The organism is Bacteroides sp. (assembly GCF_028690125.1).
In the GTDB taxonomy this organism is placed as follows: Bacteria; Bacteroidota; Bacteroidia; order Bacteroidales; family Bacteroidaceae; genus Bacteroides.
Window position 1 is genome coordinate 1 of the sequence record NZ_JAQVBV010000019.1, and the last position, 25,201, is coordinate 25,201.

The window sequence follows — 25,201 nt, forward strand, 5'->3', positions numbered from 1 at the left end:
AGCCATTCCTGAAGGCATCAAACCTTTCGATACATTATCACCTTCAGGCATGGCATTATTAAGAACTTTGATAATTTTATCATCTGTTAATTGAATTGTTTTCATTACCATTATACTTTTGAGGGGCGTTTAAATTACATTAAAAACAGCCCCGATTTAATATTTATTTATTTGCGTATTTTTGTTATATATTATAACCTATTTTTAAAGTTCCATATCATTCATTCGGAACGAATATGAATATCTTTTAATCTTTTCATATCATATTAAACTTTTAAAAGAAATCTGCCCTTCAGCATTGGTTACTTTTTGGAAATCCCCACTATTTACAATTCTCCATTCACAAGTCTCTCCAATGCCAGATGCACTGACACTTGAAACTCCATGAAATACGACAAAGCTATTAAGAGATATCATAACTTTATCCGACGAATCAATTCGCAAACGATATACAGCTCGCCTAAATGTTATTGTAGCATATGATTGTATAGCAAATAAGGATATACGAACAGATACGCCAATGTACTTTTTATCTGTTGGAAGACTTGCATAAGCGTCTACTCCACCTCCTTTATTTACATAAAAAATATAATCAGTACCTTTAGACAAATCAATCTCTAATAATTCATTCATATTGTACATATCGATAGCAGTACATTTGCTCTGATACCCTCCCTTTATTACACCTTCGACTTCGACCTCATTACACTTAAACTTTCCTAAATGAAAATCGAGAAGCATATTCGGTGAAAAATCATCAGTTCCAAACTTCCTATAATCAGATGTGGCATTACCATTAGCATCTACACCCTGCTGAGAAAACTGGAAATCCCCCCAGAACACAGCACTTGCAAACTTTGCAAAATTAGCCATCAGGACTTCTACGAAAGCATACTTCATTTTTGTCATAAGAAGCCAGCGGGCTTTACTACCATTTGCTGCATAATCGTCTTTCGGGTTTATGCCTACTGTAGTTCCTAAAATATTAAGAACATAATATTCCCCATCGCAAAGTACAACCGGAGTAGACAACTCTGTCATGGTATATATCTCATTAATTCTGAATTCACCAGCAGGATATACCAACGGACCGGGCTTGCCTGATTCACCAGCATCACCTTTCCGGTTATAAAAGACTTCTCCTGTTTTACTCGCTATAGGCATATCATCAATCTTTAGTGGTTATAGTCCAGGCGACATTGCCTCCCGCCTGTTGGCACATAGCCTCCGTACAGGTACCCGAAGATGCTGCGGTACTGGCAGTCGATGGATTAAGAATTACTCCAGCAGAATCCATGAACACAAAATAGAAAGTCATGTCCTTAGCCTTAGTTGTTTCTCCACGTTTGACGAGAATTGGAGCATACACTACTGTACCATTTGTACCGGAAGTAATCGTTTCATCTTCAGGAGTCGGATTAGTTAGGATATCGTAAGGATCTGACAAGTCCATGACAGTCTGAGTGTCTAAGCCTATAAGAGTACTATTCTGATACACTTCCACTTTAAATGTTCCCGTAGTATCAACCATACTATCCGTTACCGTCAGAGTCTTACCAGTTTGTCCAGTAAGCACACCCCAAGCATTATTACCCATCTTATACCATTTGTACGTAAGTCCCGATGTTAGTTCAGAAGCTCCCATACGTGCCACTGCAGACAATATTACACTCCCACCCTTTGTCCGGATGGCAAAGTACTTATCATCACCTGCTACAATGGTAACTACCTTTTGATTACCTACTCCCTTAGTCATAGGAATAGAATAGACAAACTGTATTTCGTCGGACACATTACCTGTTGTAACTGTAGCAACTGCCTTAATAGTACAACTCGCACCTGCAGACGCTTTCACCAGATTTTTAAGTATTTGTAATCCGAAATAATTGGTTACTCCAGCCTGATAAGGTACAAACTTGAAATGCCCAGTTTCACCACCTAAGGTATTAGTTGAGACGTTTCCAGTAAACGCAAGCAGCACATCATTGAAGTACCATTTAACCGAGGAAGGCACAACAACACCTTCAGCAACACGAGATGAGGTCAGGATATAGGATAATATAGGCTTCAGGGTGGAAAAATCAGGTGCAATATTAGTCGGTGCACTTGATTCACCATCATATTCCTGATAGAGATCACCCTTATCGCACATGATAGCCGGCATGTACACGCCGGATTTCTGCGAAAATGTTACTTGGCCGACTTTACTTGCTACACTCATTACTTACCTCCTCTCCGTCTATTACATCATCACTTTTATATTCATCTGGAGTATTCACATCCACAGGATTTTCGGGACCATCAATCTCAGCTTTAGCTTCCTGCGGAGTAAGACATATTCCACCTACAGCTTTCGCACGATCGAAAACCGTATCACCTTCGCACTTGGCAACATCAGCCTGCCATAATAGGACATTACCATCTGCTGTTTCGTTGCGCATCTTGGTTAGTCCCAAACTATCCGCTACTTTTTTTGTTACTTTGATATAAAAAGCCATAATCTTGATATTATTAGTTAAACATTATCCATTTTGTCTTACTATGATAAATTCATTGTTTTCTGTCACAATATAGCTACCATCAGAGCTCACAACCGCAACAAATGGGCCTCTGTCTTCAACTTCCAATTTCAGCATCATACCGTCTTTAAATGGTATCGAAGGGGTGTAGCCTGTAGCAACAAGGGCATAGCTCCCAGCACCAATTTTAGTGTACCATTTGCAAATAAATAATTCTGATGGGCTAGGGATATCTCCTACTGTATCACGAATAATAGGCTTAGGATAAATCATATTAGTTCCATCTGATACTTGTTGTGGCACACCTTTCCAATCAATATCAAGAGAAGGTATGCGGCGACGTATTGAGGTAGATACATAACTAATATTCATATCTGGAGTCGAAGCAGGGGAACCTGCTGGGGAATAAGAGGCTTTGCAAACATAAGTAATGCCGGTATCTATTTTGTTACGATCAATCACCATCACATTTTTATTCAGCGAAACAAATTCCCAGTCATTATCTCCGTTACCGTCCGTTATTTGTTCCAATGCACCTGTATCCAAGACACGATACCAGAAGAATCTACATTTATTCGTAGTAGTTACATCAATGTCTCCTACAATCAACCTTGCTGTAATCGTCTGCTGCACAACATCACGACAAGGATTCCAATCCAGAGTAGACGGAGAATCAAGCATTAATACAGGAATAGCATCTGTACCGTCAATTGCACGCAACAATCGGCTATATTGGAAGACATGTGTCTGGCCGGTACGTAAACTATCCACATACTCAGCATAAAACTCAAGCGTAACAGGATTGATTGTAGAAACGTTCTTTTTCACCTGAAGCTTACCTTTTTCTAATCCTGTCTCTGTAATTACATAATTTGCATTAGATGAGGTGATAAGTGCCCTTACTCCGTTTATACGTTCATACCACTTCATATTTATAAGAGAAGCATTTACAGCTCCTACTTTAACAAGCGCATCCGGATCGGTTGCATTACAGCGGGGAAATAACGTCAGAGGGGTGAGCCAATAATCAGGAGTAAATTCATTTTTGTCTGCCTGATAAACTTGCATATCCGGAACACTTCCAACGACCTCTATATCTCCACTGATTTGGAGCGGACGATAACTGATTGATATTTTACGTTGTTTCGATTGCATAATCAAAAGGTTATAAATTCTGTTGTTTCGTAATTCTGTTGTCCGTCACGTAGCAGGACACGTGCTATAAACTTACATCCAGTCAATGTCATATAGCCAGGTCCCAAATCATTAAGCGTAAGCGGTAATGATTTACCCATATCAGCATGAGATACAGACCAAGCGTTATCTTCCGTGACATTACCTGTCTCTCTTGTCCACTCTATGTCTTCATCCAAGATATGAGAGGTTATATCCTGATTATATAAGATGCCGGTAATAGTCAATGTGGTTACAAATTTCTCCGCATCGAAATACCAACCGTTTGAGCTGTTAATGTCAATTGAAAATTCGGGATTTCCCTCAATCATTGCCCAGCCGGTAGTTGCGTATTTAGGTTCTTCAGTTGTTCCAGCTATCAGGCACATCCACTTACAGCCGTAATGGTAGACAGTATCATATATGCCGGTCGTTGATTGGTAAGGTGTATCCGTTGCTTCGGTTGCAGACCACTTGCCACGGTTGTTTTCTGTACGTATAGTTTGCCCTTTGTAGTCGATACGAAATATATCCTGCAATGCAATACCACGACAATAGATGTAGCTATGTCGGTAGTTGATGGGTAAGTTATCAAATAGCAAGAGCTGCTTTAACTTACCGATTATAACTGAATAATTAGACTCTTCAAGAATGGGTTTCGTCACTCCATCCAGCATACAGATACATTTCTCACGACTTGAAATATACCACCAGCCCTGTCGATCTTCATTCACAGGATTACCTCGATGGGTCAGGATCATCAATGGCTCAGGAGGATAGTTCTTACCTCCAGGCACTTCACTATCAGGGTACATAAACGCGTTGATATTGTTAGCAGACGTGTCTACATGAAGAATGCGCAACCATGATGTTCTATGCTCTCCTCCTCCGGCAGCAAGGTTATTCACCGATCCATATACAACATCATTTTCCGCCATTCCGGTAAAATCATTCTCCCACTGCTTACGAAGAGGCAATAAGTATGTACCATCTTCGAGTAGCTTTACACTCTCAATCGTGCCGGCTTCGGAGAATGAATAATCACTCTCCATAGCAGACAAACGATTAAAAATAAGCTCCTGGACCGTCAGCGAGTGCCGCAACTCCATGCGGTCAGCCTGTATTCTACCATCTTTTAGCAGTATGCCCATACCCGCTATGAGTGAATCCATGACTTCGCCAACTTCCAAGCCGCTTTTTGCCTGAATCAAACCATAAGATATTAAACCTCTCAGGAATTTAATTAGTCCCGCAGCTTCATCATCATTAAGTTTGCTCAAAAATCTAGTACCAAAATCCTTTTCAGTTGCCAGAAAAGACAATTTGTAGTGTTCCCGATTGTCTGTTGTAGAGATATCTGGATCATTAATCAGAACATATAATTTAGCCTCACTTTCTACTGAAATAATCTGCAAAGGATAAGGGAAGTATTCTTCTTCATCAGTATTCCGGGCATAAGCCTCAGCTTCCTCTAAAGTAGAGAACTTCTCTGAAGAATCCATCGGGCGATTCGTAGTACGTTTATATTGCAGAGCAAAGCTGCTTCCGTTCATCTTTACCATAGTTATTCTACTTTAAAAGTGAATGTATCAGGATCATTAAGTCCTCCAGTCTTAACAATCCACATCTTATACTCTATAGCTTCACTACCGTTAGCACCTTCAACGGATATAGATATAGGTCCACTAGTAATCTCTGTATCTTCCATGAAGTTACCGGGGTAAGCAATCAGAGATAAATCTTTTATCGTTCCTGAAGGAATACAAATGGCAATCATCTTCCACTGGCCAACATTAAACTTATAAGTGCCTGAACCGTTATACAAACCACTATTCAACAATCCCCTCACATCAGAAGAAGAAACAGGAACCGTATTACATACACCGGCAAACCATTTACGCCGAACGTTCACACTGATGGAATCTTTCAATGTCAATTCAGGCAATTTGCCGTCAGAGCTTGCAGAATATATCACCTCTGCTGTATATGTTTCGTTTTGTAAATACAAACCAGTCAATTGTCGTTTAGCAGTTTGCACTCCTCCGGCTTCTTCCGAGAAAATAAGTTTATTAGATTCTAAGCCGTCATAGAATGATTTTTTCATAATCCCCTGACCATTCCGTGTAGTGGTATAAGTTATATAGCCCTTGGATGTTCCATATTCAACCTCATTAGCAGTAGACAATCTACCGGTCAATCTAGCAGAAGATTGTTTCTCCAACATAGTAACGAAAACGTCTTCATAGGACATTCCTTGTGGAAGGATATCACCGGTTTTAATGTATCCCGTTTGTGGAGAAGTAACAAGTATGTTTCGTGAGAGTCTTAATGAAGCACTATCCTGTTCCCCACCACTAGGTGTACCATCTACATATTGGTTATCAAACTTAATCTTAGTATTATTGAATATGACATGCAGTGATATCTTAAATACATAACTGTTCAACCCTTCTAAGATTTGATTCAATTCAGGCACACTGCTTTCATTCCTTACAAATCGCTTACCGTTAAAGAAAACATAGTTGCAGCTCAATATACGATTTAATAGTTCAGCATACCATACCGGGCAACCTTCTGCATTTCCTAATGTGAAGATCTTCAATGTTGATTCAGAGCTAAATAGTTCAATAACATCGCCATCAGGTCCCATAAACTGCTCATTATTCACTATAAATGACCAGTCGCTATCCTTAAATCCACCGGGAACACGAAAATCAAAAAGATATTGTTTACCTTCAATGATAAAGACACAATCAGTTCTTTGCATATTATCTTTCATAGAATACTGTACAAGGGTAGTTTGAGCTAGTTTTGATTGATCATCTGTTACTTCAAACAGTTCACTCAAATTTCCATTCAATTCTACTTTATAATATCCATTGTCCAAGCCTGTCAAAGTATAGTAATACAATGTAGTAGTGTCATTCATAGCCCAAATATTCCATGCTATTGGTAATCTCACATCTGTCAAAGCATCAATGACATAACCTGATAAATCGTTCTTCTCCGAAACAGTGACTACCTCGATAAGAATCTGATCAGTAGGAGCAAACTTTTGAATATATCTGCTGTACATGCCATATCTATCAGTAGATGGATTGAAGAATAGCGGGGTAAATGGACTTATTCGTAACATGGTTATTCACACTTTGAAACAGATTGGACAATAAGTTTATACTTGGAGCCATCAGCCCTGCCAATACAAACATCTACATTCTCATAATATCCAGCATACAGATATCCCCCCTCTTCCACTGTTATAATACTATCGCTATTTTTAGGGATATCACACTCAGAAGTTTCAACACTCACAATTCCACACGTTGCAAGTCTCTCGTTTATTGTAAAATCGTCTTTTAATGCAATATCATTCACTGCTACATCGCTATTTCCATCAGATGAGGCAAATTTTAGTTTGCCGGCAAAAACACCTAAAAATTTCTTATTCGCTTCAAGCATAGCACGCTGCCAATACATTGAGTTAAACATCATTGTAGAGTTCAGAACACCGGTAACAGTATATCCATTGCGAACCAGAACATATTTATCCGTAGAAGAGTCATATTTAGCACCTACAAAAAACACATCATTATCACTCTTATTATCAGTTGTATCCTTACCTCTTTCTTGAACCAGGAACTCGATACCATATACATCTGCACGATAAGGGCTGATAAGCTCTAGTTTATTGGTAGTGACATTTATTCCGGATGTATATTCTGTAGTGAAGCGAAATTCATCACGACCATTAATATTGTCATATTCCTGTTTTTCATAACCTACGCTAACAGTAGAATAAATCCTACTTTCATCAACTGAATAACTAAAATTCGAGTGATTGACACCTATTTCTTTAACAATATCCTTCGTAAACAGGCTATCCCTATGCACAAAGCGAATAGTGTTACCGTCTATTTTCTGCACAAATCCGAATTCCGATTCCATCCAGTCCATAAACTTCTTGTAAGAAGTATATATTTTAGCTTCAAGTATTCCACGCACACTTTCGGCTGCGAGTATCAAAGCCATATCAAGTCGTTCATCGACACCTGAATTAATCTCACAAAATATTTCTTTTTTTTCTGTATTTATGCTCTTTATCAATCCTTTTAAAAGATTAATCGGAGGAATTACATCGACAGATACCGGCTTATCAATTGAACTATACTTGATAGAGAACTCCTTAAACTTACTTATCTTTAAATATGAGCTGGTATATGGATCTGCGGTAAAATCAATCTTTAGTAAATTACCAGCTCTGGCATAACGGCTTGATACCTTCACTGTACAATTTACATCAAATTCGTTTCCGTTCCCTGAATAAAAGCTGCCAACAGTAGTATTAGCGTGTCCTTCTATAATTACCATCCTTATACTAAAAGCACTATTAGAACTCCGAACAACATGGAAATTCATTTTTACTTCTACTTCAGTGGTAGCATTGAACTTTATTAAACCTCCATAGTTACTGGGATCGAAGTTATCAAGCAATGTAATAACACTACTATTATACATCTCCGATTTATCACCGTCAAGCAAAGGAAAAACGATAGTATTTCCTGTATTCTGACCATTGTAGTTTATTACTACTTCATCATTTTTAGGTGCAACAGGCTCTTTACTTCCAAAATCCTTGTCGTAGGGATAGTATTTCACAGAATTGAATACTGAAATCCTATCATAGTTCAATACTTTATCGCTTTTAACCTCAGATACAGGAATCTCATATTGAGTAGATTTCCTTGCTTTTAAAAGACTATCAATACTATCATCTATAGAATTAACAGACACAACATATCCATCATGAGAAAACGTACTAAAATCTAATTGACAGGTGAATAGTTGATTAGAATATGTATGATTGTTATCTATGCACAATACAGTAATAGTAGCATTGGAATTGAATTCATTCTTAAAATATTCCTCAAGTAGAAGATAAAATGCAAAATCAATAAATTCAAATTTAGATGTGAATGTACGTACTACGCCACCAAGATCCGACCGTTTAAGTGAATACTTTATTTCATCCCAATTCCTTAAACAAGAAATAGGGATATCATATGAGACTCCGGCAACAGTAAGCGCGTATTTGCAAAGCATTTTAAATCTTATTTGAACGTTCACGGGCAAATATAAAGAAAAAGCCAACCGGTATTCCGATTGGCTAAATTCTTGAAATGCTCACCTTGCAAAAACAGGCTATAACTTACTGTTTTTCAGCATTATTTCTAATTCTAAAAATATTAAGGACTTTTCTATATGCCTCAAAGCAAGTGGTCAGTTACCCTTTAAATAAGCATTGAGTGAACTCCGAGCTATACCTAAATGCTTAACTAAATCCATTTGGGTACAACTTTTTTTTCAAGATCTTCAAGTATGGCTTCCCATATCATTATTATATCCTTTTTGATTTCATTGAACGGCGGCAATAGACCCTTATTCAGGGGAAAATGTCTAACCTCTTCACATAATCCATTTTTAAATAGTTCATACTAAATTGACGTAAGATTAATCTAAAAAATTACTGCAAGTATTTTTTAGAAAAATCTTCAAATGTTATAATTGATAAATTATTATGACTAATCTTAGCAGCTTCTAACATCGCCTTATCTGATGTTACAAAGATTACAGGATCATTATCAATTGTTAAATCAGTAACATTAAACATTAAAAGTATATCCCAAATATAATTTTTAATTTTATTTTCAGACATACCATTATTCACCTTTATAATTACTTGTTTAAATAAAGTAATAAATGATGGATACTTATCGCTAATTATTTGAGCGTGTTTAAGTAGTTCCTTGAAAACTATTATAAATTCAGGATGAGCACTTAATAACATTTGAAAATCTTCAAAACTTGAGGCTTGATTACTTTCGAAATATTGCAACAATTGGCGAATTTGAGAATTTATTTTATTTTCATTTAATAGTAAATTATATGTGGTTCTAATTATATAGATAGCCAACAATGTTGTAACCAAATCACTCGCCATAAAACCATTAAAATCACCGGGATAATTATTTTTACGAACCATTTCTAATATCGCCTTAATTTGTTCAACAAATGTATTTTCAACATTATCAATATATTCTTTAATAGTAACACAATCTGTTGAAATAAAGTCCTCTATATTGTCAATTTTGCCATGTGCAATATAAGACGCAGCTGACATTATATTAAAATACATTTGTTCTCTTTCTTCTATTCTTTGATTAAATAAGTCACGGGCAATAATACATTCTGCTACTGACATTAAAGGCATTTTCTTAGAATTACATTGGCATTCCATAGTTAATACCAACGCCTTTATTGTATTGTAAGACACATAATAGTCCTTGTCGTTTTTATCTAAAAGATGATACATTAGCTCCATAACAACGATCGGATTTATCAGCAATTCAATGTTATTATCTTTCATTTTCACAGCATTAATTCTTGCATGATTATCTATCTCATTATGATCTATCCTTGCAATGTATCGTCTTGAGGCATTTGTATCAAATATTACTTTCATAATCAATAAGTGTTTATAAATAAATCATTTTTCCATTAAAACATTGCAAAAATACAAACAATATTGAATATTATTCATCTATATATAAAAAATGAATCATAATCATTTGTTAGCAAACACGCTAAAATATGAGCTTTTTCGCTAGACAACTTACCTCAAAGCTTATTTAACCATTTAATAATCAATTTCTTTACGTATAACATTACGACCATACGCAATTCGACTTTTGACTGTACCTATAGGTATGCCCAGAAGTTTACTTATTTCTTCATATGTATATCCTTTTGCATAATAAATTACACATTCCATACAACACGTCTTATGTGCACACCTATGTATTTTAGAAACTAGATCATGGAATATCAAAGTATTATATGCGTTAAAAGGCGTACTACTTTCATAGAAAGAATCATCATAACTTGTAAAATGGATTAGTGCATTCCTATTATATAGGGTTATGTATGTATTCTGCATAATGGTTATGCACCAAGGTTTTATAGGTCTGGAACTGTCATACTTATCGCGGTTCAGGAGCATTTTAATCACAGTCTCACCAGCTAGGTCCTCAGCATCTTGTTTTGAGAAACAGTATCTTCTGGCTGCACGTAATATCCAGGGATAAATTTCAGAAACAGTCTTTTCAAAGTCCATCGTCAATCCTCCTGCTTAAATGAAGTCTCGGCTTTCCATTGATACACTGTTCTACATATTCGCGATGTCTGACACTTTGTTCATACATCTCCTTTGCAGAATTTTCAATTGAGTCAATAAGATTGCCTACGTCAGGGGGGAATGGCGCAATCATTTTTTTTACTTCAGATAACTCTATCGTTATCTGGTCACACTTAGTCTCTAAAATTTGCAGTTTTGACAATAGATTACTGCATAAATACCGATCTACGCAATAAGAGTTGTTTTTTTTATTCATAAAAAAGGTCGTTTGTGATTCCTAGGCAGGGGAATACTTACGACCTTTGAAAATGTTCGATTGAATTTAAAAAAATTATTTACTGTTTCTCAACTTCATACTAATTTCTATGTCTGCCTGATGAACTATATTGGCATAAACTGCCGCATTTATCGTATTTCCATCAATATTCATTTTAAAATACGTCATAAGAAAAGCAATTTCCGCATCAAAAGAGCTACGAATCTCTTCAGGAGTGTTTTTTTTAGTGCTTCCAATCTCCCCGGCACGTCTTTCTTCATTCCTTTTATGTTCAAAAATGGCAGTATGTAACATATAATCAAGCTTTTCCTTGACTTGTTTATCATCCATATTACGAACATCAACATCCATGATTTGAAAGATGTCACGAACTTCACTATAGCTATTGATTGCAATGAGGTTCTTGCATATTTTAAGAAGTAGCAATTTGGCATTTTCTTTTGTCAGATCCTCTTTATCCATAAGCAAAGCTTTCATTCCTGTAGGGCTAACGATAGACCTGTAATCTATAATGAGTTTGGATGCACGTTCTTTCAATTGTACATCAGAGGCTGATTCACCAGAAGAAAGCAAACAATGATAGTTTCCACATGAGATTTCAATGAAATCATTCAGCGATATCTGGTTCAATCTTTCTATCATGACATTTTCCATCTTTTATAATTCTCGAAATCACGGTTATTAGCATCATCACGTTGTTGTTTTATGCTCTTTGTCAGCAGATAGTTAGTCCTGTCTACTCTCTTTTCCAGCCTAGAATAGTCATTGAATACAATGGTATTTTGTGTTGCTGAGGAAACATATTGAGGTGAGAAAGGTATATTCCAATCAGGAAAATCAAAATCAGAGATATCAACCTTATCCACATCTGGAAAAACATGTGCGCCAGCCGGCAAATCAACCAAAGTTGGAGTATCTGGTGTAATCCAAGCTAATCCGTTATACATAACAACCTCTCTCCTACCGGCATCACCAACCAATGCAGCTCCTCCGCGGTGCCCGACATTATCTTTTGTACCTTCAGCATATGAGGGTATGGGAGTGGCAAGAATAGTAGCGACCTGAACAGCTCCCATCGCTCCAACAATGGCAGCCAGTATAATATTCGGCAAAGCCTCCGTTATTGCAAGTGCGGTTGCAATACCTGCCTGAGCAATACTAGTAGCTTTATTCCACACAGCCTGTTTATGAGCTATTTCTTGTTTCTTCTTTTCTAATTCTGCATTTTTAGCCTCTGTTTGCATTTTAGCAGCACGTTTACGAACTTCACCTTCCTCTTCTGAGATAACTTCTGTATCTATGAGATTCTGAATACGATCAGTATCACGGTCGTAGGCTTCGTCATTCGCGTCCTGCTCATTCTCTATTTTTTCAATCTGGCCATCATAAACAGTACCAATTAAATCACCGATGTTACCGATTGCCTGTGAAGCTGTTTGCAGCCATTTCTTTAGATTCTTCAGGCGTTCTTTCTGTGATTTCTCATCAGCTTTGGTTACTTTTTCAATAGCATCAATCTCAGCTTCGGCTTCCTGTTGGGCAAGATCAGCTTTTAACTTCTGTAATTCCTCAGCTATTTTTGTACGATCACTGGCGCTAAGATTATCAGCATTAAGTTCCAATTCCAAAGCGTCAATAGCGGCTTCAGTTGTTTTACGGGCATAATCAACCTTTAACCGGTATTCTTCTTCAGCATATTCCTGCTGTGATATCATCTTTGAGGCTAGCAGTTTTTTCAATGCAAGCATATCCATGATATGTTCTTCATCACGAATTTTTTGCTCATGTGCCGCATTCTCTGCAATCAATAATATCTGATCAGAAGCATGTTTCTCATATAATTCCTGTTTCTTCTTGGCATACTTAGCATCTATGAGGAAAACATCTTCACCGGTTTTCACAGCAGCATCTATTTCTGTCTCACGTTGAAGTTCAAGTTGATGTATTTTCAAATCCAGTTCCTCCTGAGAACCTTTTTTCACAACAGTAAGAGCATTATCTATATCTCTCTTCTCACGATCGGTATTATATTTGATTGAAAAATCATCTAGTTCTCGTTGCATTTCTTTAGCCAGGTTCTTACGAGTAGCAATTTCCTCTTTGCTGTTACCCTTGATAGCAGCTATTTTCTTTGAATACTCAATGCCAATACGGGCTAGTTCTTTTTCTAGTCCTTCATCCATTAATGCTAATTCTGAATCTTGATAAGCTTGCTTTATTTTCTGCTTTTCTTGCTCTGCCTTCTCTAAAGCATTCTTTTCTTTATCAGTCAGAGGCTTTTTAAATGTGCTTTCCTTATTATCATCCTGATATTCATTAGTTATACCTTTTATTTGCTCGATTCTCTCTTGTAATCCCGATACATAAGCGGTCTGTTCTTCAATGAGATTAAAGGATTCATTAATATCCTTTTTCATTGCATTTGCAGATTTCTGTAGCCCAAATCCCTGTTTCCATAAACTTTGATTATGATACTCAGTCCACTGTCTTTGATTTCTCTTTGTGTAAAGCTGTAATCTCGCTTCTTCTTGGGATAATGATCTTTCAAGTATCTTCAACTGCTGTTCCCTAGCCTTTTCAAATGCCTCAGTACCTTCTACACCCTCTTTACGAAGATGAAAAGCAACAGTATCAATACTTTCCATTTTTGATTTGACCCATTCCTTATCCTGTTTTGCAGCTTCCTGACCGCTTCTTTTAGCATTAGCAAGTCTTTCCTCACCAAGTTCTTCTTCTGTGGCAATAGCTTCACGCATGGAACGGATAAGATCAGTAAATTCACCAATAACTCCAGCAATAGCTCCTGTATTTTTGAGTAAAGTTATCATAAAGGCTTCCCATGCAGAACTAAGGTTAGCCAATCCACCCTTTACGTTATCTTCCATAGTATGAGCCATACCTGCAAGTTCTTCATCTACGCCAGTAATTTGTTCTCTTAATGGAACTATTTTATCGGCAGCGGTTAAGAAAGCATTGAAAGCAGCTACACTACGCTTATCTGTCAGTTCTAAAGTAGAATTTAGATCAACACCTTGATCTTTCAATTTTTGTAATCCGGCAACTAAATCCGGCAAAGTTTTAACAGGTCCACCTAAAGACTTAGCTAAAGCACCGCTACTATCAGCCAAATTCAACAGAATATTACGTGTAGCCGTAGCAGACATAGAGGCATCAAAACCAGCATCAGACAATTTGCCCAGTAATGCCAAAGTATCTTCAATAGTAAAGTTGAACGCTTGTGCTACAGGTCCAACGATAGGCAATGCAGTAGCAAGATAAGAAAATGAAAGAGCACTTCTTCCAGTAGCAACTGCCATAGCAGAAACATAACGTTCGGTTTCCCTTGTATCAGCGTTAAACATACGAAGTGCAGCACCGGATAAAGCGGCTGCATCTGCCAATTCTGCACCTGTTGCCTGAGCAAACCTAAGAACGGATTCAGTGGATTCTAATATTTCTTTCTTTGTAAAACCTAATTTGGCCAACTCTATTTGAAGATCGGCAGCCTCAGCAGCAGTATATTTGGTCGCAGCTCCTAATCTTTTAGAATCAAGAGTTAAATCCTTAATCTTATCAGAAGTTGTACCCAAAATAGCAGCTAGACGACTATTAGCATACTCAAACTCAATAACATCTCCCACACCCTCACGTAGTTTCGTAAATAGGGCAACCACTCCACTAACAACTGCTTGAGCACCAACATAACCGGCAACCCATCCTTTTAAGCCGACACCAACCTGACTCAAACCAGGTGCGAGTTCAGTTTTGAGCATCATCCCTGCATTTTTAGCGATAATACCCATATTTTGCATAGATTTATTGCCGTTTTGCAATTCAATCCAAGCCGCTTTAACTTCTTCTCGATATGCACCAACAGTCATTTTCTGCTGAGTGTACCGATCAGAGTTACGTTTCACATAATCGGTATTTATACCGATCGTAGAATTAAGGCGTGCAAGAGTTCTAATGTAGTTTTCATCTGTATCTTTGAGTTCATCAACAGCTCTTTGAAGTTGTTTATTCACTTCTTTTGCCTGTGAGCGACTATGAACATCTTTATTAGTAAGAGTGATCGCAGCTCGGATGAGTTTTAATCGTTCTTCTTCAGTAAGAATCGCTTTTTTACGAGTAGTGGTACCGGAGTTTTGCGCCTTGGTTAAAGAGACTTCTGCTTTTGCTGCCTTCTCTAACGATGCTGCATTATCTGAATTAGCCTTAGTCAGTTTCTTTATCTCAGCAGAAGATAGTTTCTCTACATTCAATTTTTCTTCTATTCTCTTTGTCACGATCTGGGAAATTTCAGACTGTTTTTTAAGAGCTTCAGTTAATTCGGCAGAAGCTGAATTGGCTGTTTTTGCCTGAGTCTGATAGATGCCATTCAGTTTTTCAAGATCGGCAACTCCATCTACATTTATCTTTAATCCCTTTGCAAGCTCTTGTGCTGCATTGGTGTATGTTGCTCTAACACGATCAATGGTATTATCAAGTTCTACCAATTTTTTCAAATCTTCTTCATCAACGAAGTCTTTCAGTTTTAAATCAGCCATAATTATAAATAATGTCTATATTCCACAATCGTTCCATTTATCTCAACTCCTAACTTATCAAAAGCATATATTCCATCTTCTTTTTGATAAACGACATATATACAGCCATCCAAGACAGCCGCTTTCTTAGCAAGTTCACTGATACGATCCAACTCACACTGTAACTTTCGATTCTCACACATGCACCCCATACGCTCAATTATTTATATCCACATTCACCGAAAAACCGTTCCAGCCAGGGGCGAAGGTGCATAAGGTTAAAATACCCTTTAGCAGTATCACCGACAGAAAGGATCTGTTCACCATATTTCTTTTCGATAGACGGGCCTTCCTTGAAACCATTGGTTCCAAAATGCAGACCATCACTAATGCCTTTAGCAAAAATGCTATCATGGAAAGTACCGGTAATGAAAAGGTTAGGCACTTCGACCGGACGCGGTGGTAAATAGAGCATTTCACCCCTGAGAGGTGGAGTAATCTTCTCTTTCCAATGTTTATAGCGTTCTGCTTGGTTTTGCCACGGTCCGGGCTCATTGAAATAAGGATCACTATCATAATCTGGACTCAATAGATGTTCGTTACCGTCCAGGCCGCTATATAGTTGTTCACGGATGCAATCAATAAGTACACCCTTATTTTCTTCCATGCACTTAACACATTCTTCCTCAAAACCGGAAGCAATGGAATGGATTGCACTATATAACTTATCGAAATCTGCCATATGAGAGAATTAAAAGGGCCGGGCTGCATTTACACCCCAGCCCATCAGTTACTTTGTTTCTTTTGTTATCGTATCATACACATCAGAGAGCTTCTTCCTGCGCTTATCTTCTTTCAAGTTAAGCCAAATCACCTTGATATGTGCATCAATGAACTCTTCCTTCGTCATATCCTTTACTGAGGACTCAACGAACGTAACACCGTCTACTTTCATGCTATCTGCTCAATTCCTTTGATACCTTTTTCAAACAACACAGAAGGAGCTTTCAATGAAGGAAGAGCCCCGGCTTTAGGCACAATGGTAATAATACCATCTGCATAAGTAGCAGATGTCACATTGTTCATGATCTCGGCGGCACCGTCGGCAATAAGACTGCCAAATTCAAATGTACGATCGTAACCACCTACCTTTTCAATGATCTTGTAGGCATTTTCCGTTTTCGCTTTCTCAAACACAATTTCCACAAGTCCTTTAAGGTAGTTTTTCGGGTTAATATCCAACTGGATAAAGTCGAAATTCTTCTGGCTATCCTCAGCGTCCGTATGGCAAAAACTGACAGTCATAGTAGACTTGGCTCCACTAGTTGCAAACGGTGTCACTGTCGGGTAAATGGTAGACATAGGAATACCGGCAAGAATATCGGTACCATCATTATAACCAATCAGCATATTATCATTATTCCAGAAATACACATCCCATTCTTTCCCTGCACACTTCAATAGCTGCATATTAAGAATTTCATCGAAATGTCCTAATGTAAATGTATCGGTCTGTGCATTCAAGCCATTGTATTGGTTTGAGCCATAACCAACAGCACTCACCTGAGGTTCGCCACCATTTTTAGCATATTCCAAGAACGGGAGGATAGGATAAATACGAGTCGGTCGGTCTGCATGACACAATTCAGCAAGGACCTCTCCGGTTATCTCTTCTGGTAGTTTAATGCCATGATCTACAATGATAGCACCTTTAACCTTTCCCCAATCTATTTTACAAGCAGAGCTCCCGGTGTTCATCTGGGCATTCTTGCAAGTTCTAATCTTTCTCATTTTCTTCTACAATTAAGATTATTAATTTTAATTTCCATTGAGCGAATGTTTATAGCGTCGATAGGCTCGCTCACTGCCTCACCGGAGTCCGTATAAGCTCCGTATCTGCCATAAGAGTAATTCTCTGAATAACTATGCTTCACTTTATCAAAATCCCAGTCAAAATGGTTATTCTCCAATAATACATCAATCAAACGATTATAGATTGGCCGGAGAATATTCTTGAAAGACTTTATCTTACGTTCTTCATTATTCCAGTCCTTACGGGAAGAACAAGCTATGATGAGCGAAACCTTAGCCTTTGAAAAATAATCCGGATCACTTCTATCTTCATTGATCGGAGTAAATAGGGCAATAAGAGGGAACTTATTTTCAGATTGGGTACTGGATTTACTATATGTATCAAGCATATCCTTTATGTACTGTCCGTTACCGAAAATAAAATTCATTTGGGGGGATCTTATAACTTTCGTTCCTCCTTTCCCATCAGGATAAAGTATTTCAAGATCCTGAGACAGTTTATTCACTACATCTTGAAAAATGTCTGTTATATCTAAATCTGTCATAGATTGAAAGTATTAATCATGGTCAATAGATTTTTGTCAATCTTCACAGCAAAAGGACAATCATTCGATGAAGCCCACTCTACGAACACCCGGTTTTTCTTAACCATACCATTCCAAGTAGATACCTGTCTCCTGATCGGAGCGATATACTCATTAGCACATTTCAAACGAACCAGCCCAGTTATGGTTGCCTGAGTATTCATATCACGTAAGATGTGAAAGAACACATAGTCGGCGAATGATTCACGAAGTTTGTCACATAAAAGAGCGTATCCGGATTCAGATTCTTTTTCCTCATCTTCTATTGCCTCTTCTTTCTCATGCTCAACGATTTCAAGATAATCAGTAATTGCACGGGAAAGGTCAGAACCAACAGCAGAACGAAGAAATTCAAGCTGAAACGCCTTTATATAACCCCATATAGCTTCATTTACAGCTAGAGAATCATGTGTAGGTATTTCAGCTATCGAAGCATTCTGTATATGCCTTGGTCCTGATATGAAGAATGAAACATTAATCAACATAGCAATAGTTATTTAGTAGTCCTTTTCACGACTTTCTTTTCATCAGTCGGAGGAAGGTTTTTGTTATCAGCTTCGACTACATCAACACCTTTGGAATCTTCTACTGGCAACTCTTTAGAATCACCGGCAGGAAGAATCTTGCTGTCTGTTGTAGCTGAGGCTTCAAGTTCAGCTATTCGAGCTTCCATACTTTCAATGCTTTTATCTTTAGCTTCATTGGATGAAGTCAGTTCGTTGATCTTTTCATCTTTCTCTGCAAGTTTGTCTTCCAATGTTCTCCGAGCATCTTCCTCTGTTATAAGTCCGCATTCAGATATGGGGGTGAATGAAATCACCCCTCTACCAATCCGAATGCGTTGCTCTTTAAGTACATTGGCTACATCCTTGTCGTTTCCTCTAAGTATATAATCCATAGCCTTACACTTTAGTAATCGCTTCTTTTAATTCAGCCAAATCCCCATAAGCAAAAGCCCACGGATTATAAACAGGGAAAATCACCTCTTCACTGGCGATAAGTACAACCTCATTACACAACTTAGTTTCAACATCCTCAGCCCATTCAAGTGCAAGATTCGTATAATCAACAATAGATGCCCCCATGTGCATATCACCAAGAAAATATTTACCGGGCAGCATACCTGTGCTTTCAACAATCGGACGGTTAGCAACATGCTTAACACCATTCACAACCTTGACAATACCAAGATTACGTCCAGTTGTGTCTTTCTCTGATTCCATTGCATTAACATCTGACGGATTAAGCGTAATAGCATTCGGATAGTATTGTGCATAAGTCATCACAGCAAATGCAGTTTTGATAATGTCCTCAGAATTGGGCGCTTCAATACTTTGGAAAAATGAATTATTAACAGTGAATGTCATGTCATCAACGGCTGTTTCTGCGCCGGCAAAGGCTACACCTTTCAGCAATATTTGACGATCGTTCATTTTAATAATCGGATTTGCCTTATTCAAGTCTGTTACAACAACAGCTTTTGCAAATGTGATAACCATTCCATTGAGCATTAAGTCATACGGTTTTGTGAACTCAACAATCGTATCCTTATTGCCGTTGTGTCCTACAACAGACTTCACGCAACCAGCTTCGCCCTTAATAATAGTATCTTTAATGATACTCTCAACCGGAAGAACACCAGTGTGATTAGTAACACCTAATAAATTCTCACCATTACCATCACCAAAGAGCATATTCCAATCTTCTGCCAGCCATACAGCTTCAGGAAGCATATTCAAAATATAACTTCTGATGAAAACACGGCTCTTAAGCATACGTTTAGAAATCCGAATATGTGTACCAAGGCGTTTTGTTCCTGTTTGTACCTCTTTAACCTTGATACTTGATTCGGGTAAACGACCGTTTTCTGTAACATACCGAGCATTTCTATCGAAGTCATAGATCTGAGTGAAAGCAAGCTGTGTATAGGAAGGATCACCCTGCAATGTTGTAATAACATTGCGCATGTGAATCTTCTGATTACTTACCTGGCTGACAATGCGGTTTTGTTGCTGGGTAATCATGAATTCACCGCTGTAGTTATCTGTCATGGAAACAATGTCTTTCAAACTGAAGCCTTCGAAAGAACCTGTCTTGCGACTATGACCGACAGCAAACTCCTTGAATTTATCACTATCAAGCATTTCATTCAACTTTTCATCAAACTTGTTGATAGTATCCATTGACAAGCCCTTTTGCTTCATCTTTTCAAGACTTTCACCAAGGTTCTTTACTTGATCCACAAGTTGCTCGTTGTCTTTAACAAGCTGCTGAAACTGTTCACCATCATAGGATTTCAACATCAAATTAATGTCTCCAAACTGTTTAGTGACATCATCGGGCGTCATTACTCCTTCAAGTGATTTATTAACTACATCGCACATCATACCGGCAATGTTTTCCATAAAGGTTTTCTGTTCTGTAGGCAGACCATCAGTTTTCAGATTAAAATCTGATACTGTAAATTTTCTAATTGGCATAAAATCTAAATTTTAAGTTATTTATTACCGAAACAGCTATTCAAACTTTTGAAATCGAATAAAGTGCTATTATCAGCGGCTTTAGTCATAACTCCATCTTTACCATTTTCTCCGGTATTCTCTTCCAGAGTGTCATTTGACGGCTCTGACTTCCCGGTAGTATCTTCAGGAGTATTTTGTAGAATAGTATTCGAACGATATACTTTTCCCCAACAATGAGGACATCTTACATAATTCATAAGATCTTGCAGACTCTTTTGAGTGAAATCTTGTTCTTTCGACTTTACAGAATCAATTAGAGAAATCACCTGAGTTCTAATCTCAGGAGTCAGTTTCTCCATTTCTTCTCTCACAATGTCCTGAGTTATCCATCTTTGATAATCAGCAGCATAATCGAGCACCTGTTGTGCAAAGGTATGCTCTGTTTCTGCGTCATAATCGAACTGATAACCACAATGAGGACATGAAACAACGGTACCACCGTTGAGGCTTTTTAGCAATAAGTTTAATTCCATATCATAACCCTTTAAACGTTCGTCACTATACCCATGCTGCAAGAACGCTTTCCGGACAAAATCAACAGCTTCCTTTACCTGATCGGCAGTAGCTGATTTGATATTCACAAGAAAAGTCTGAGGATTACTCCCCCAGCCTGTTAATGTGGAATATTCCATCATTCGCCATTCAAGTACTTTACAAGGATCTACTGTATCACGCTTGATTGCCTGAACTCCGATAGAATGTTCCAATGTCCGGCCATGTGCAGCATATAGTTTGTAATCTTCCAAGATATCCAGTGCCATCTGTTTTTTAAGATTCATCTGACCGGCCATAATCAAATTCCCGTCATCTTCTTTTCCACTCAACGGAACTCCTAACAGTTGTTCTACGCGATGATTAAGAAACCAGCGCATTCGAACAATATTCTCCTTTAATGTCTTGTTGAATGATCCAGGCATGGATATGTCTTTCTGTGAGTCCTTCACACCGATACCATTAACCGCAACTGTAACGACACCTTTCTCATCAACATCATTTGCCTTTGTCTTGTATTGAAGGCTTTTGACTTTCTCTTCCATTTTCAACTTCACTTTTTGTGTTAAGACTAAAAATCTGTTTTATTATTTCTCGTTCCTTGTCCGACATCTCAAAAAGCGTTTTGTCGAACATGGGATTTTCAAATTTACTCTCACCGATTTGCGCACGCCAATCATTGTAGGTTATCAGCCCACTCAGAAATTGGTCTTTACACCGGGTATTGATATTGGTTTTTACCTCCTCAGCTTCTTTCAATCCTTCTTGCAGACAATCCACATCGGAGAAATCACAGTCGAGGTAATAACCGCTTGACTCAAGCCCTAAAAACTCTGTAAACTCACGACAGAATTGTTTTGCAAAAGGGATAATGATAGAACTATAGACGCTCTTTTCTGCCGTAGATTGATTACTAAATGTAGCTTGATCTTTACGAGGAACCAATACAGCAGGAATACCATAGGCACCTGCTATACTAATTCCGTCTGCAAGTGTTTCCTCAAAAGGCTGTAACTCAGCAATAGTGAGATTCGTACGTACAAATCCCAATGGTATATCAGATAATCCGTAAGGTAACTGATCTTTACCCACTCCATATTTACCATAATGCTGTTGAAGTATATCTTTTTTCTCATCATCAGTCATCGCTATAGATCCGGTTTCATCCTGTTTCAAATTAATAAGGAATCCTAAGCCACCCCGTTTTACATAGATGACGTTACGTGCTTCATAAACAGCAATAAGGTTTGATATTGGTTTCATCTGTGACATAAGTCGGCTTTGTGATTTCATAAACCCATTTCCAGAGTAATAGCTCACACATCCATCCCTATCATGCCATACTTGATTAACTGCAATACTCATAGTACTTAATGCACCATAATTCAAACGATATCCTCTGATTATTTCTTCCTGGTCAGCTATACCGAATAATGGAATATTACTACCCAAAACAGGAAGAACTTCCATTGCATCAGCAGGTAATTCCCAATAGTTTGAACAATAACGCCATTTCTCAACGTTAGTGAAGTTATCAGACATGGCGGCACGTGTAAAGCTATTACCCAGACACAGCTTATAGACAAAATGCTGATATACATTTTGTTTCCATGTCATTAGACAGTTAGGTCTAAGAAGTATCTGATTCAAATTCTTATTTGCCCAGACTACACTATCATCCTTTACTTTCTTAAATTGGAAGCTTGCACCAGCTATACGAGACGCAATATAGTCGATTGGGAAAAAAACTTCCGGCACAGATTGAAAGAGTGCAAGAAAATTTCGAGAACAAACATATGGTGAAGAAAATAATTCTTCAACGGATATCTTTCTCCCTTCAGGAAGTTTCTTTTCTTCGCCTGTCTCACTTACGTCTTCTACGTTAGCATCTTGTACAGGTTCTTCCTCTGACTTAGATTTCTTACTGAACCAACTCATTTATTTCTTAGTTTGAAACAAATGTAGGGATATGAATAATCGGTTTCTCAAAACACTAAAATCTTGAAAAATCAGAAAGGAGCAAAACACAGCTTAAATCACTATATAACAAGAAATTACATACAAAATTATTCTGGGAACGATTTTATTATGTGATATGCAAGACCACTCAAAATAATACTTGAACTCTTATTATCACTATTAATATTATAGTCCAAAAGATTAGTGATAAAGTCACTATATTCCTGAGATTCCTCTAACTTTTTAGATGAAAGCAAAATATTACTCTTTATAAAATCCGAAGTAGCAGCTATCCGTTTATCCACATCAGTAAACTCTTTCTTTACTCTTACCTCGGTACGATGCATTGTTTCCCTCAATTCCCGTACTGTCTGATAATATGCAGACGAACATTCAAACAAACATGTGTTAGCCTCATGTGACAAACAAGCAGATTTGATTTCTTCAATTGATGATGCCTCTCTAAATATCGCATCAACCAAATGCCACTTATCACCACAACGGAAAGCTTGAACAAAAACGAATGTACCTTCTACGTTTGGCATAACATATACAAGTCGCTGCGTGTACACATTCTGACTTTCCGGATTGAAAAAGCCGAGCATACCCTTACCAGCATACAAATTTCTCTTTCTCCGGTTACTAAACTCTGTGTACTGCTCATTGCAGAGGTCTACAACAACATACCTGAATGTATCAGATAAATGGCCATGTTCCTCATAACTTTGCATGGTGGTTTTATTCTTTACCTTAGTTTTGAGAATAGCACCGTTGGCGTCCTTCTGTACACTCATGTAGTCCTCAATAGATACTGAACATGATTCGTCGATATATATTTCTATGCCAGGAACAATACAATCAAAGATCGCATTGATAAACTCACCGGTCATCGCAACACTAGGATTCTTGTTACCTACCTTATCCTCGATCTCAAATCCTTCTTTCTGTAACGTATCTATAAATAAGTCCATCCATGACCGTTTTTCATCATCAATACTGTTAGCGGCTTTTGTTGAGGCGTCACCATGTACGTAGACTTTATCACTATACTCGATTGATTTCAGATACTTAGCCACAAGCTTAGAAGACTTCTTAACTGTGTTGTTTGGACTTTCACCGCACGTCTCATGGAACTGCCAGACCTTGGTACCGGTAGTGAAATCTACTTGCCAGTACGATACGCTGATATATGGGAGAACGTTATTATCGACTGATATATGAATAGGTAGGCCCGGGACATATTTATGTTCACCTGAATGCTTGCCTCTATTGAACGAGCCGAAAAACTCGCTACCAGTACGAATAACACCCCATTCTCCCAATGCGTACACATTGTAATAATCCGGATCGTGTATTCTATCATATTCAAAGTCGGCAACACATTGCTCATCATAAAATCCGTAGGTACCATCCGGACTGCCAACTACCCAGAAGTTATTCAGATAGGTGGATTGGATAATGACAGCATTTGATTCCTGTTCCTCGATTTGTTTTGTACGAGGATTGAGTATCTGTCTGGGCGCATTCTTCTTTACGGATTTGACCGTAGTCAGTTCTTCTGGTAACTCTTTACCGGAGATTGTTACAGTCATTGGAACATCATGCCATTTATCCTTATCTATAAATTCTTTCTTTATCCAATGGCTTTCACTGATCGGGTTGAAAGTACAAATAATCTGCTGTCCCTTCTTACCACGTAAGCGCTTACGTATCTGTTTGAAGTCCGGATGCTCGAACTCTGACCATTCCTCTAACTGAACACGCTTGTAGTTGGAGATACCCTTTATCTTCTCCGGATCATCAAGACCAGAAAAATCTATCTTAGCTCCATTAACCAGGCATTTGATTGCATTCTGCTGGAACTTGAACAAATGGGATATACCAAGACCGGCCGCAGCGACCTTATAATCTTCATAGATGGTTTTAAGAATAGAAGCTCCTACCTTACGCATGACAAGAGTATTCTCACCATCCTGTAATGTCTGTATCAGTATAGTTTGTGCCACACTATAAGACTTACCGGAAGATGATCCACCATAAAGAATGATAAAACGAATTGTCTCATCATTCAAATATTGCAGCATGTAGAATCCATTAGGATTTATCTTCTTATAGTTTATAACCATCTTCTGACACTTTGCTTTT

The 25,201-nt window shown here is 37.9% G+C and carries 23 protein-coding genes; all 23 read right to left on the reverse strand.

What is annotated here, in order from left to right:
• Window positions 1-261: 261 nt before the first annotated feature.
• On the reverse strand, window positions 262-1,164 hold the full coding sequence (locus PHO71_RS13145) for a hypothetical protein (RefSeq protein ID WP_300203972.1): 903 nt from the start codon (window positions 1,162-1,164) through the stop codon (window positions 262-264).
• A 4-nt stretch (window positions 1,165-1,168) separates the two neighbouring features.
• Window positions 1,169-2,221 carry a hypothetical protein gene (locus tag PHO71_RS13150; protein ID WP_300203974.1) on the reverse strand — a complete coding sequence of 351 codons (1,053 nt, stop codon included), beginning with the start codon at window positions 2,219-2,221 and terminating at the stop codon, window positions 1,169-1,171.
• The gene (locus PHO71_RS13155; RefSeq protein WP_300203977.1) at window positions 2,205-2,498 is read right to left on the reverse strand and encodes a hypothetical protein; all 294 of its coding nucleotides are present in this window, start codon (window positions 2,496-2,498) and stop codon (window positions 2,205-2,207) included. Before PHO71_RS13155 ends, PHO71_RS13150 begins: the two co-directional genes overlap by 17 nt.
• A 24-nt stretch (window positions 2,499-2,522) precedes the next feature.
• Window positions 2,523-3,674, reverse strand: coding sequence for a hypothetical protein (locus PHO71_RS13160; RefSeq protein WP_300203980.1), 1,152 nt, complete (start codon window positions 3,672-3,674; stop codon window positions 2,523-2,525).
• Window positions 3,675-3,676: 2 nt separating this feature from the next.
• On the reverse strand, window positions 3,677-5,254 hold the full coding sequence (locus PHO71_RS13165; RefSeq protein ID WP_300203982.1) for a hypothetical protein: 1,578 nt from the start codon (window positions 5,252-5,254) through the stop codon (window positions 3,677-3,679).
• A gap of 2 nt (window positions 5,255-5,256) precedes the next feature.
• A complete protein-coding gene (locus PHO71_RS13170; RefSeq protein ID WP_300203985.1) occupies window positions 5,257-6,828 on the reverse strand; it encodes a hypothetical protein in 1,572 nt (523 codons plus the stop codon).
• A 2-nt stretch (window positions 6,829-6,830) separates the two neighbouring features.
• On the reverse strand, window positions 6,831-8,792 hold the full coding sequence (locus PHO71_RS13175) for a hypothetical protein (protein WP_300203988.1): 1,962 nt from the start codon (window positions 8,790-8,792) through the stop codon (window positions 6,831-6,833).
• Between the two features lie 421 nt (window positions 8,793-9,213).
• A complete protein-coding gene (locus PHO71_RS13180; protein ID WP_300203991.1) occupies window positions 9,214-10,212 on the reverse strand; it encodes a hypothetical protein in 999 nt (332 codons plus the stop codon).
• A gap of 174 nt (window positions 10,213-10,386) precedes the next feature.
• On the reverse strand, window positions 10,387-10,863 hold the full coding sequence (locus PHO71_RS13185) for an RNA polymerase sigma factor (protein WP_300203995.1): 477 nt from the start codon (window positions 10,861-10,863) through the stop codon (window positions 10,387-10,389).
• Window positions 10,853-11,140, reverse strand: a complete 288-nt coding sequence (locus tag PHO71_RS13190; protein ID WP_300203998.1) for a hypothetical protein — start codon at window positions 11,138-11,140, stop codon at window positions 10,853-10,855. The genes PHO71_RS13185 and PHO71_RS13190 overlap by 11 nt, the downstream gene beginning before the upstream one ends.
• Window positions 11,141-11,215: 75 nt before the next feature.
• Window positions 11,216-11,803 carry a hypothetical protein gene (locus PHO71_RS13195; protein WP_300204001.1) on the reverse strand — a complete coding sequence of 196 codons (588 nt, stop codon included), beginning with the start codon at window positions 11,801-11,803 and terminating at the stop codon, window positions 11,216-11,218.
• The gene (locus PHO71_RS13200; protein WP_300204004.1) at window positions 11,800-15,708 is read right to left on the reverse strand and encodes a phage tail tape measure protein; all 3,909 of its coding nucleotides are present in this window, start codon (window positions 15,706-15,708) and stop codon (window positions 11,800-11,802) included. The genes PHO71_RS13195 and PHO71_RS13200 overlap by 4 nt, the downstream gene beginning before the upstream one ends.
• 2 nt (window positions 15,709-15,710) lie before the next feature.
• A complete protein-coding gene (locus tag PHO71_RS13205) occupies window positions 15,711-15,899 on the reverse strand; it encodes a hypothetical protein (RefSeq protein WP_300204006.1) in 189 nt (62 codons plus the stop codon).
• Between the two features lie 8 nt (window positions 15,900-15,907).
• Window positions 15,908-16,429, reverse strand: coding sequence for a hypothetical protein (locus tag PHO71_RS13210; protein ID WP_300204009.1), 522 nt, complete (start codon window positions 16,427-16,429; stop codon window positions 15,908-15,910).
• A 48-nt stretch (window positions 16,430-16,477) separates the two neighbouring features.
• Window positions 16,478-16,642, reverse strand: coding sequence for a hypothetical protein (locus PHO71_RS13215; RefSeq protein WP_300204012.1), 165 nt, complete (start codon window positions 16,640-16,642; stop codon window positions 16,478-16,480).
• The gene (locus tag PHO71_RS13220; protein WP_300204014.1) at window positions 16,639-17,478 is read right to left on the reverse strand and encodes a hypothetical protein; all 840 of its coding nucleotides are present in this window, start codon (window positions 17,476-17,478) and stop codon (window positions 16,639-16,641) included. Before PHO71_RS13220 ends, PHO71_RS13215 begins: the two co-directional genes overlap by 4 nt.
• Window positions 17,475-18,044 (reverse strand): hypothetical protein, encoded by a 570-nt coding sequence (locus PHO71_RS13225; RefSeq protein WP_300204016.1) that lies wholly within the window; start codon window positions 18,042-18,044, stop codon window positions 17,475-17,477. Before PHO71_RS13225 ends, PHO71_RS13220 begins: the two co-directional genes overlap by 4 nt.
• Window positions 18,041-18,568, reverse strand: coding sequence for a hypothetical protein (locus tag PHO71_RS13230; RefSeq protein ID WP_300204019.1), 528 nt, complete (start codon window positions 18,566-18,568; stop codon window positions 18,041-18,043). The genes PHO71_RS13225 and PHO71_RS13230 overlap by 4 nt, the downstream gene beginning before the upstream one ends.
• A gap of 8 nt (window positions 18,569-18,576) precedes the next feature.
• Complete coding sequence (locus PHO71_RS13235) at window positions 18,577-18,981, reverse strand: hypothetical protein (RefSeq protein ID WP_300204020.1); 405 nt, start codon at window positions 18,979-18,981, stop codon at window positions 18,577-18,579.
• 4 nt (window positions 18,982-18,985) lie between these two features.
• The gene (locus PHO71_RS13240) at window positions 18,986-20,563 is read right to left on the reverse strand and encodes a phage major capsid protein (protein WP_300204022.1); all 1,578 of its coding nucleotides are present in this window, start codon (window positions 20,561-20,563) and stop codon (window positions 18,986-18,988) included.
• A gap of 17 nt (window positions 20,564-20,580) precedes the next feature.
• Window positions 20,581-21,642, reverse strand: a complete 1,062-nt coding sequence (locus PHO71_RS13245) for a phage prohead protein (protein WP_300204024.1) — start codon at window positions 21,640-21,642, stop codon at window positions 20,581-20,583.
• Window positions 21,596-23,035, reverse strand: coding sequence for a phage portal protein (locus tag PHO71_RS13250; RefSeq protein WP_300204027.1), 1,440 nt, complete (start codon window positions 23,033-23,035; stop codon window positions 21,596-21,598). The genes PHO71_RS13245 and PHO71_RS13250 overlap by 47 nt, the downstream gene beginning before the upstream one ends.
• 128 nt (window positions 23,036-23,163) lie before the next feature.
• Complete coding sequence (locus PHO71_RS13255; protein ID WP_300204030.1) at window positions 23,164-25,182, reverse strand: PBSX family phage terminase large subunit; 2,019 nt, start codon at window positions 25,180-25,182, stop codon at window positions 23,164-23,166.
• Window positions 25,183-25,201 lie beyond the last annotated feature (19 nt).

Coding starts and splice junctions, on each gene's coding strand:
- PHO71_RS13145 (WP_300203972.1), bottom strand. CDS start 1,164: ATGCCTATAGCGAGTAAAACAGGAGAAGTCTTTTATAACCGGAAAGGT.
- PHO71_RS13150 (WP_300203974.1), bottom strand. CDS start 2,221: ATGAGTGTAGCAAGTAAAGTCGGCCAAGTAACATTTTCGCAGAAATCC.
- PHO71_RS13155 (WP_300203977.1), bottom strand. CDS start 2,498: ATGGCTTTTTATATCAAAGTAACAAAAAAAGTAGCGGATAGTTTGGGA.
- PHO71_RS13160 (WP_300203980.1), bottom strand. CDS start 3,674: ATGCAATCGAAACAACGTAAAATATCAATCAGTTATCGTCCGCTCCAA.
- PHO71_RS13165 (WP_300203982.1), bottom strand. CDS start 5,254: ATGGTAAAGATGAACGGAAGCAGCTTTGCTCTGCAATATAAACGTACT.
- PHO71_RS13170 (WP_300203985.1), bottom strand. CDS start 6,828: ATGTTACGAATAAGTCCATTTACCCCGCTATTCTTCAATCCATCTACT.
- PHO71_RS13175 (WP_300203988.1), bottom strand. CDS start 8,792: ATGCTTTGCAAATACGCGCTTACTGTTGCCGGAGTCTCATATGATATC.
- PHO71_RS13180 (WP_300203991.1), bottom strand. CDS start 10,212: ATGAAAGTAATATTTGATACAAATGCCTCAAGACGATACATTGCAAGG.
- PHO71_RS13185 (WP_300203995.1), bottom strand. CDS start 10,863: ATGGACTTTGAAAAGACTGTTTCTGAAATTTATCCCTGGATATTACGT.
- PHO71_RS13190 (WP_300203998.1), bottom strand. CDS start 11,140: ATGAATAAAAAAAACAACTCTTATTGCGTAGATCGGTATTTATGCAGT.
- PHO71_RS13195 (WP_300204001.1), bottom strand. CDS start 11,803: ATGATAGAAAGATTGAACCAGATATCGCTGAATGATTTCATTGAAATC.
- PHO71_RS13200 (WP_300204004.1), bottom strand. CDS start 15,708: ATGGCTGATTTAAAACTGAAAGACTTCGTTGATGAAGAAGATTTGAAA.
- PHO71_RS13205 (WP_300204006.1), bottom strand. CDS start 15,899: ATGGGGTGCATGTGTGAGAATCGAAAGTTACAGTGTGAGTTGGATCGT.
- PHO71_RS13210 (WP_300204009.1), bottom strand. CDS start 16,429: ATGGCAGATTTCGATAAGTTATATAGTGCAATCCATTCCATTGCTTCC.
- PHO71_RS13215 (WP_300204012.1), bottom strand. CDS start 16,642: ATGAAAGTAGACGGTGTTACGTTCGTTGAGTCCTCAGTAAAGGATATG.
- PHO71_RS13220 (WP_300204014.1), bottom strand. CDS start 17,478: ATGAGAAAGATTAGAACTTGCAAGAATGCCCAGATGAACACCGGGAGC.
- PHO71_RS13225 (WP_300204016.1), bottom strand. CDS start 18,044: ATGACAGATTTAGATATAACAGACATTTTTCAAGATGTAGTGAATAAA.
- PHO71_RS13230 (WP_300204019.1), bottom strand. CDS start 18,568: ATGTTGATTAATGTTTCATTCTTCATATCAGGACCAAGGCATATACAG.
- PHO71_RS13235 (WP_300204020.1), bottom strand. CDS start 18,981: ATGGATTATATACTTAGAGGAAACGACAAGGATGTAGCCAATGTACTT.
- PHO71_RS13240 (WP_300204022.1), bottom strand. CDS start 20,563: ATGCCAATTAGAAAATTTACAGTATCAGATTTTAATCTGAAAACTGAT.
- PHO71_RS13245 (WP_300204024.1), bottom strand. CDS start 21,642: ATGGAAGAGAAAGTCAAAAGCCTTCAATACAAGACAAAGGCAAATGAT.
- PHO71_RS13250 (WP_300204027.1), bottom strand. CDS start 23,035: ATGAGTTGGTTCAGTAAGAAATCTAAGTCAGAGGAAGAACCTGTACAA.
- PHO71_RS13255 (WP_300204030.1), bottom strand. CDS start 25,182: ATGGTTATAAACTATAAGAAGATAAATCCTAATGGATTCTACATGCTG.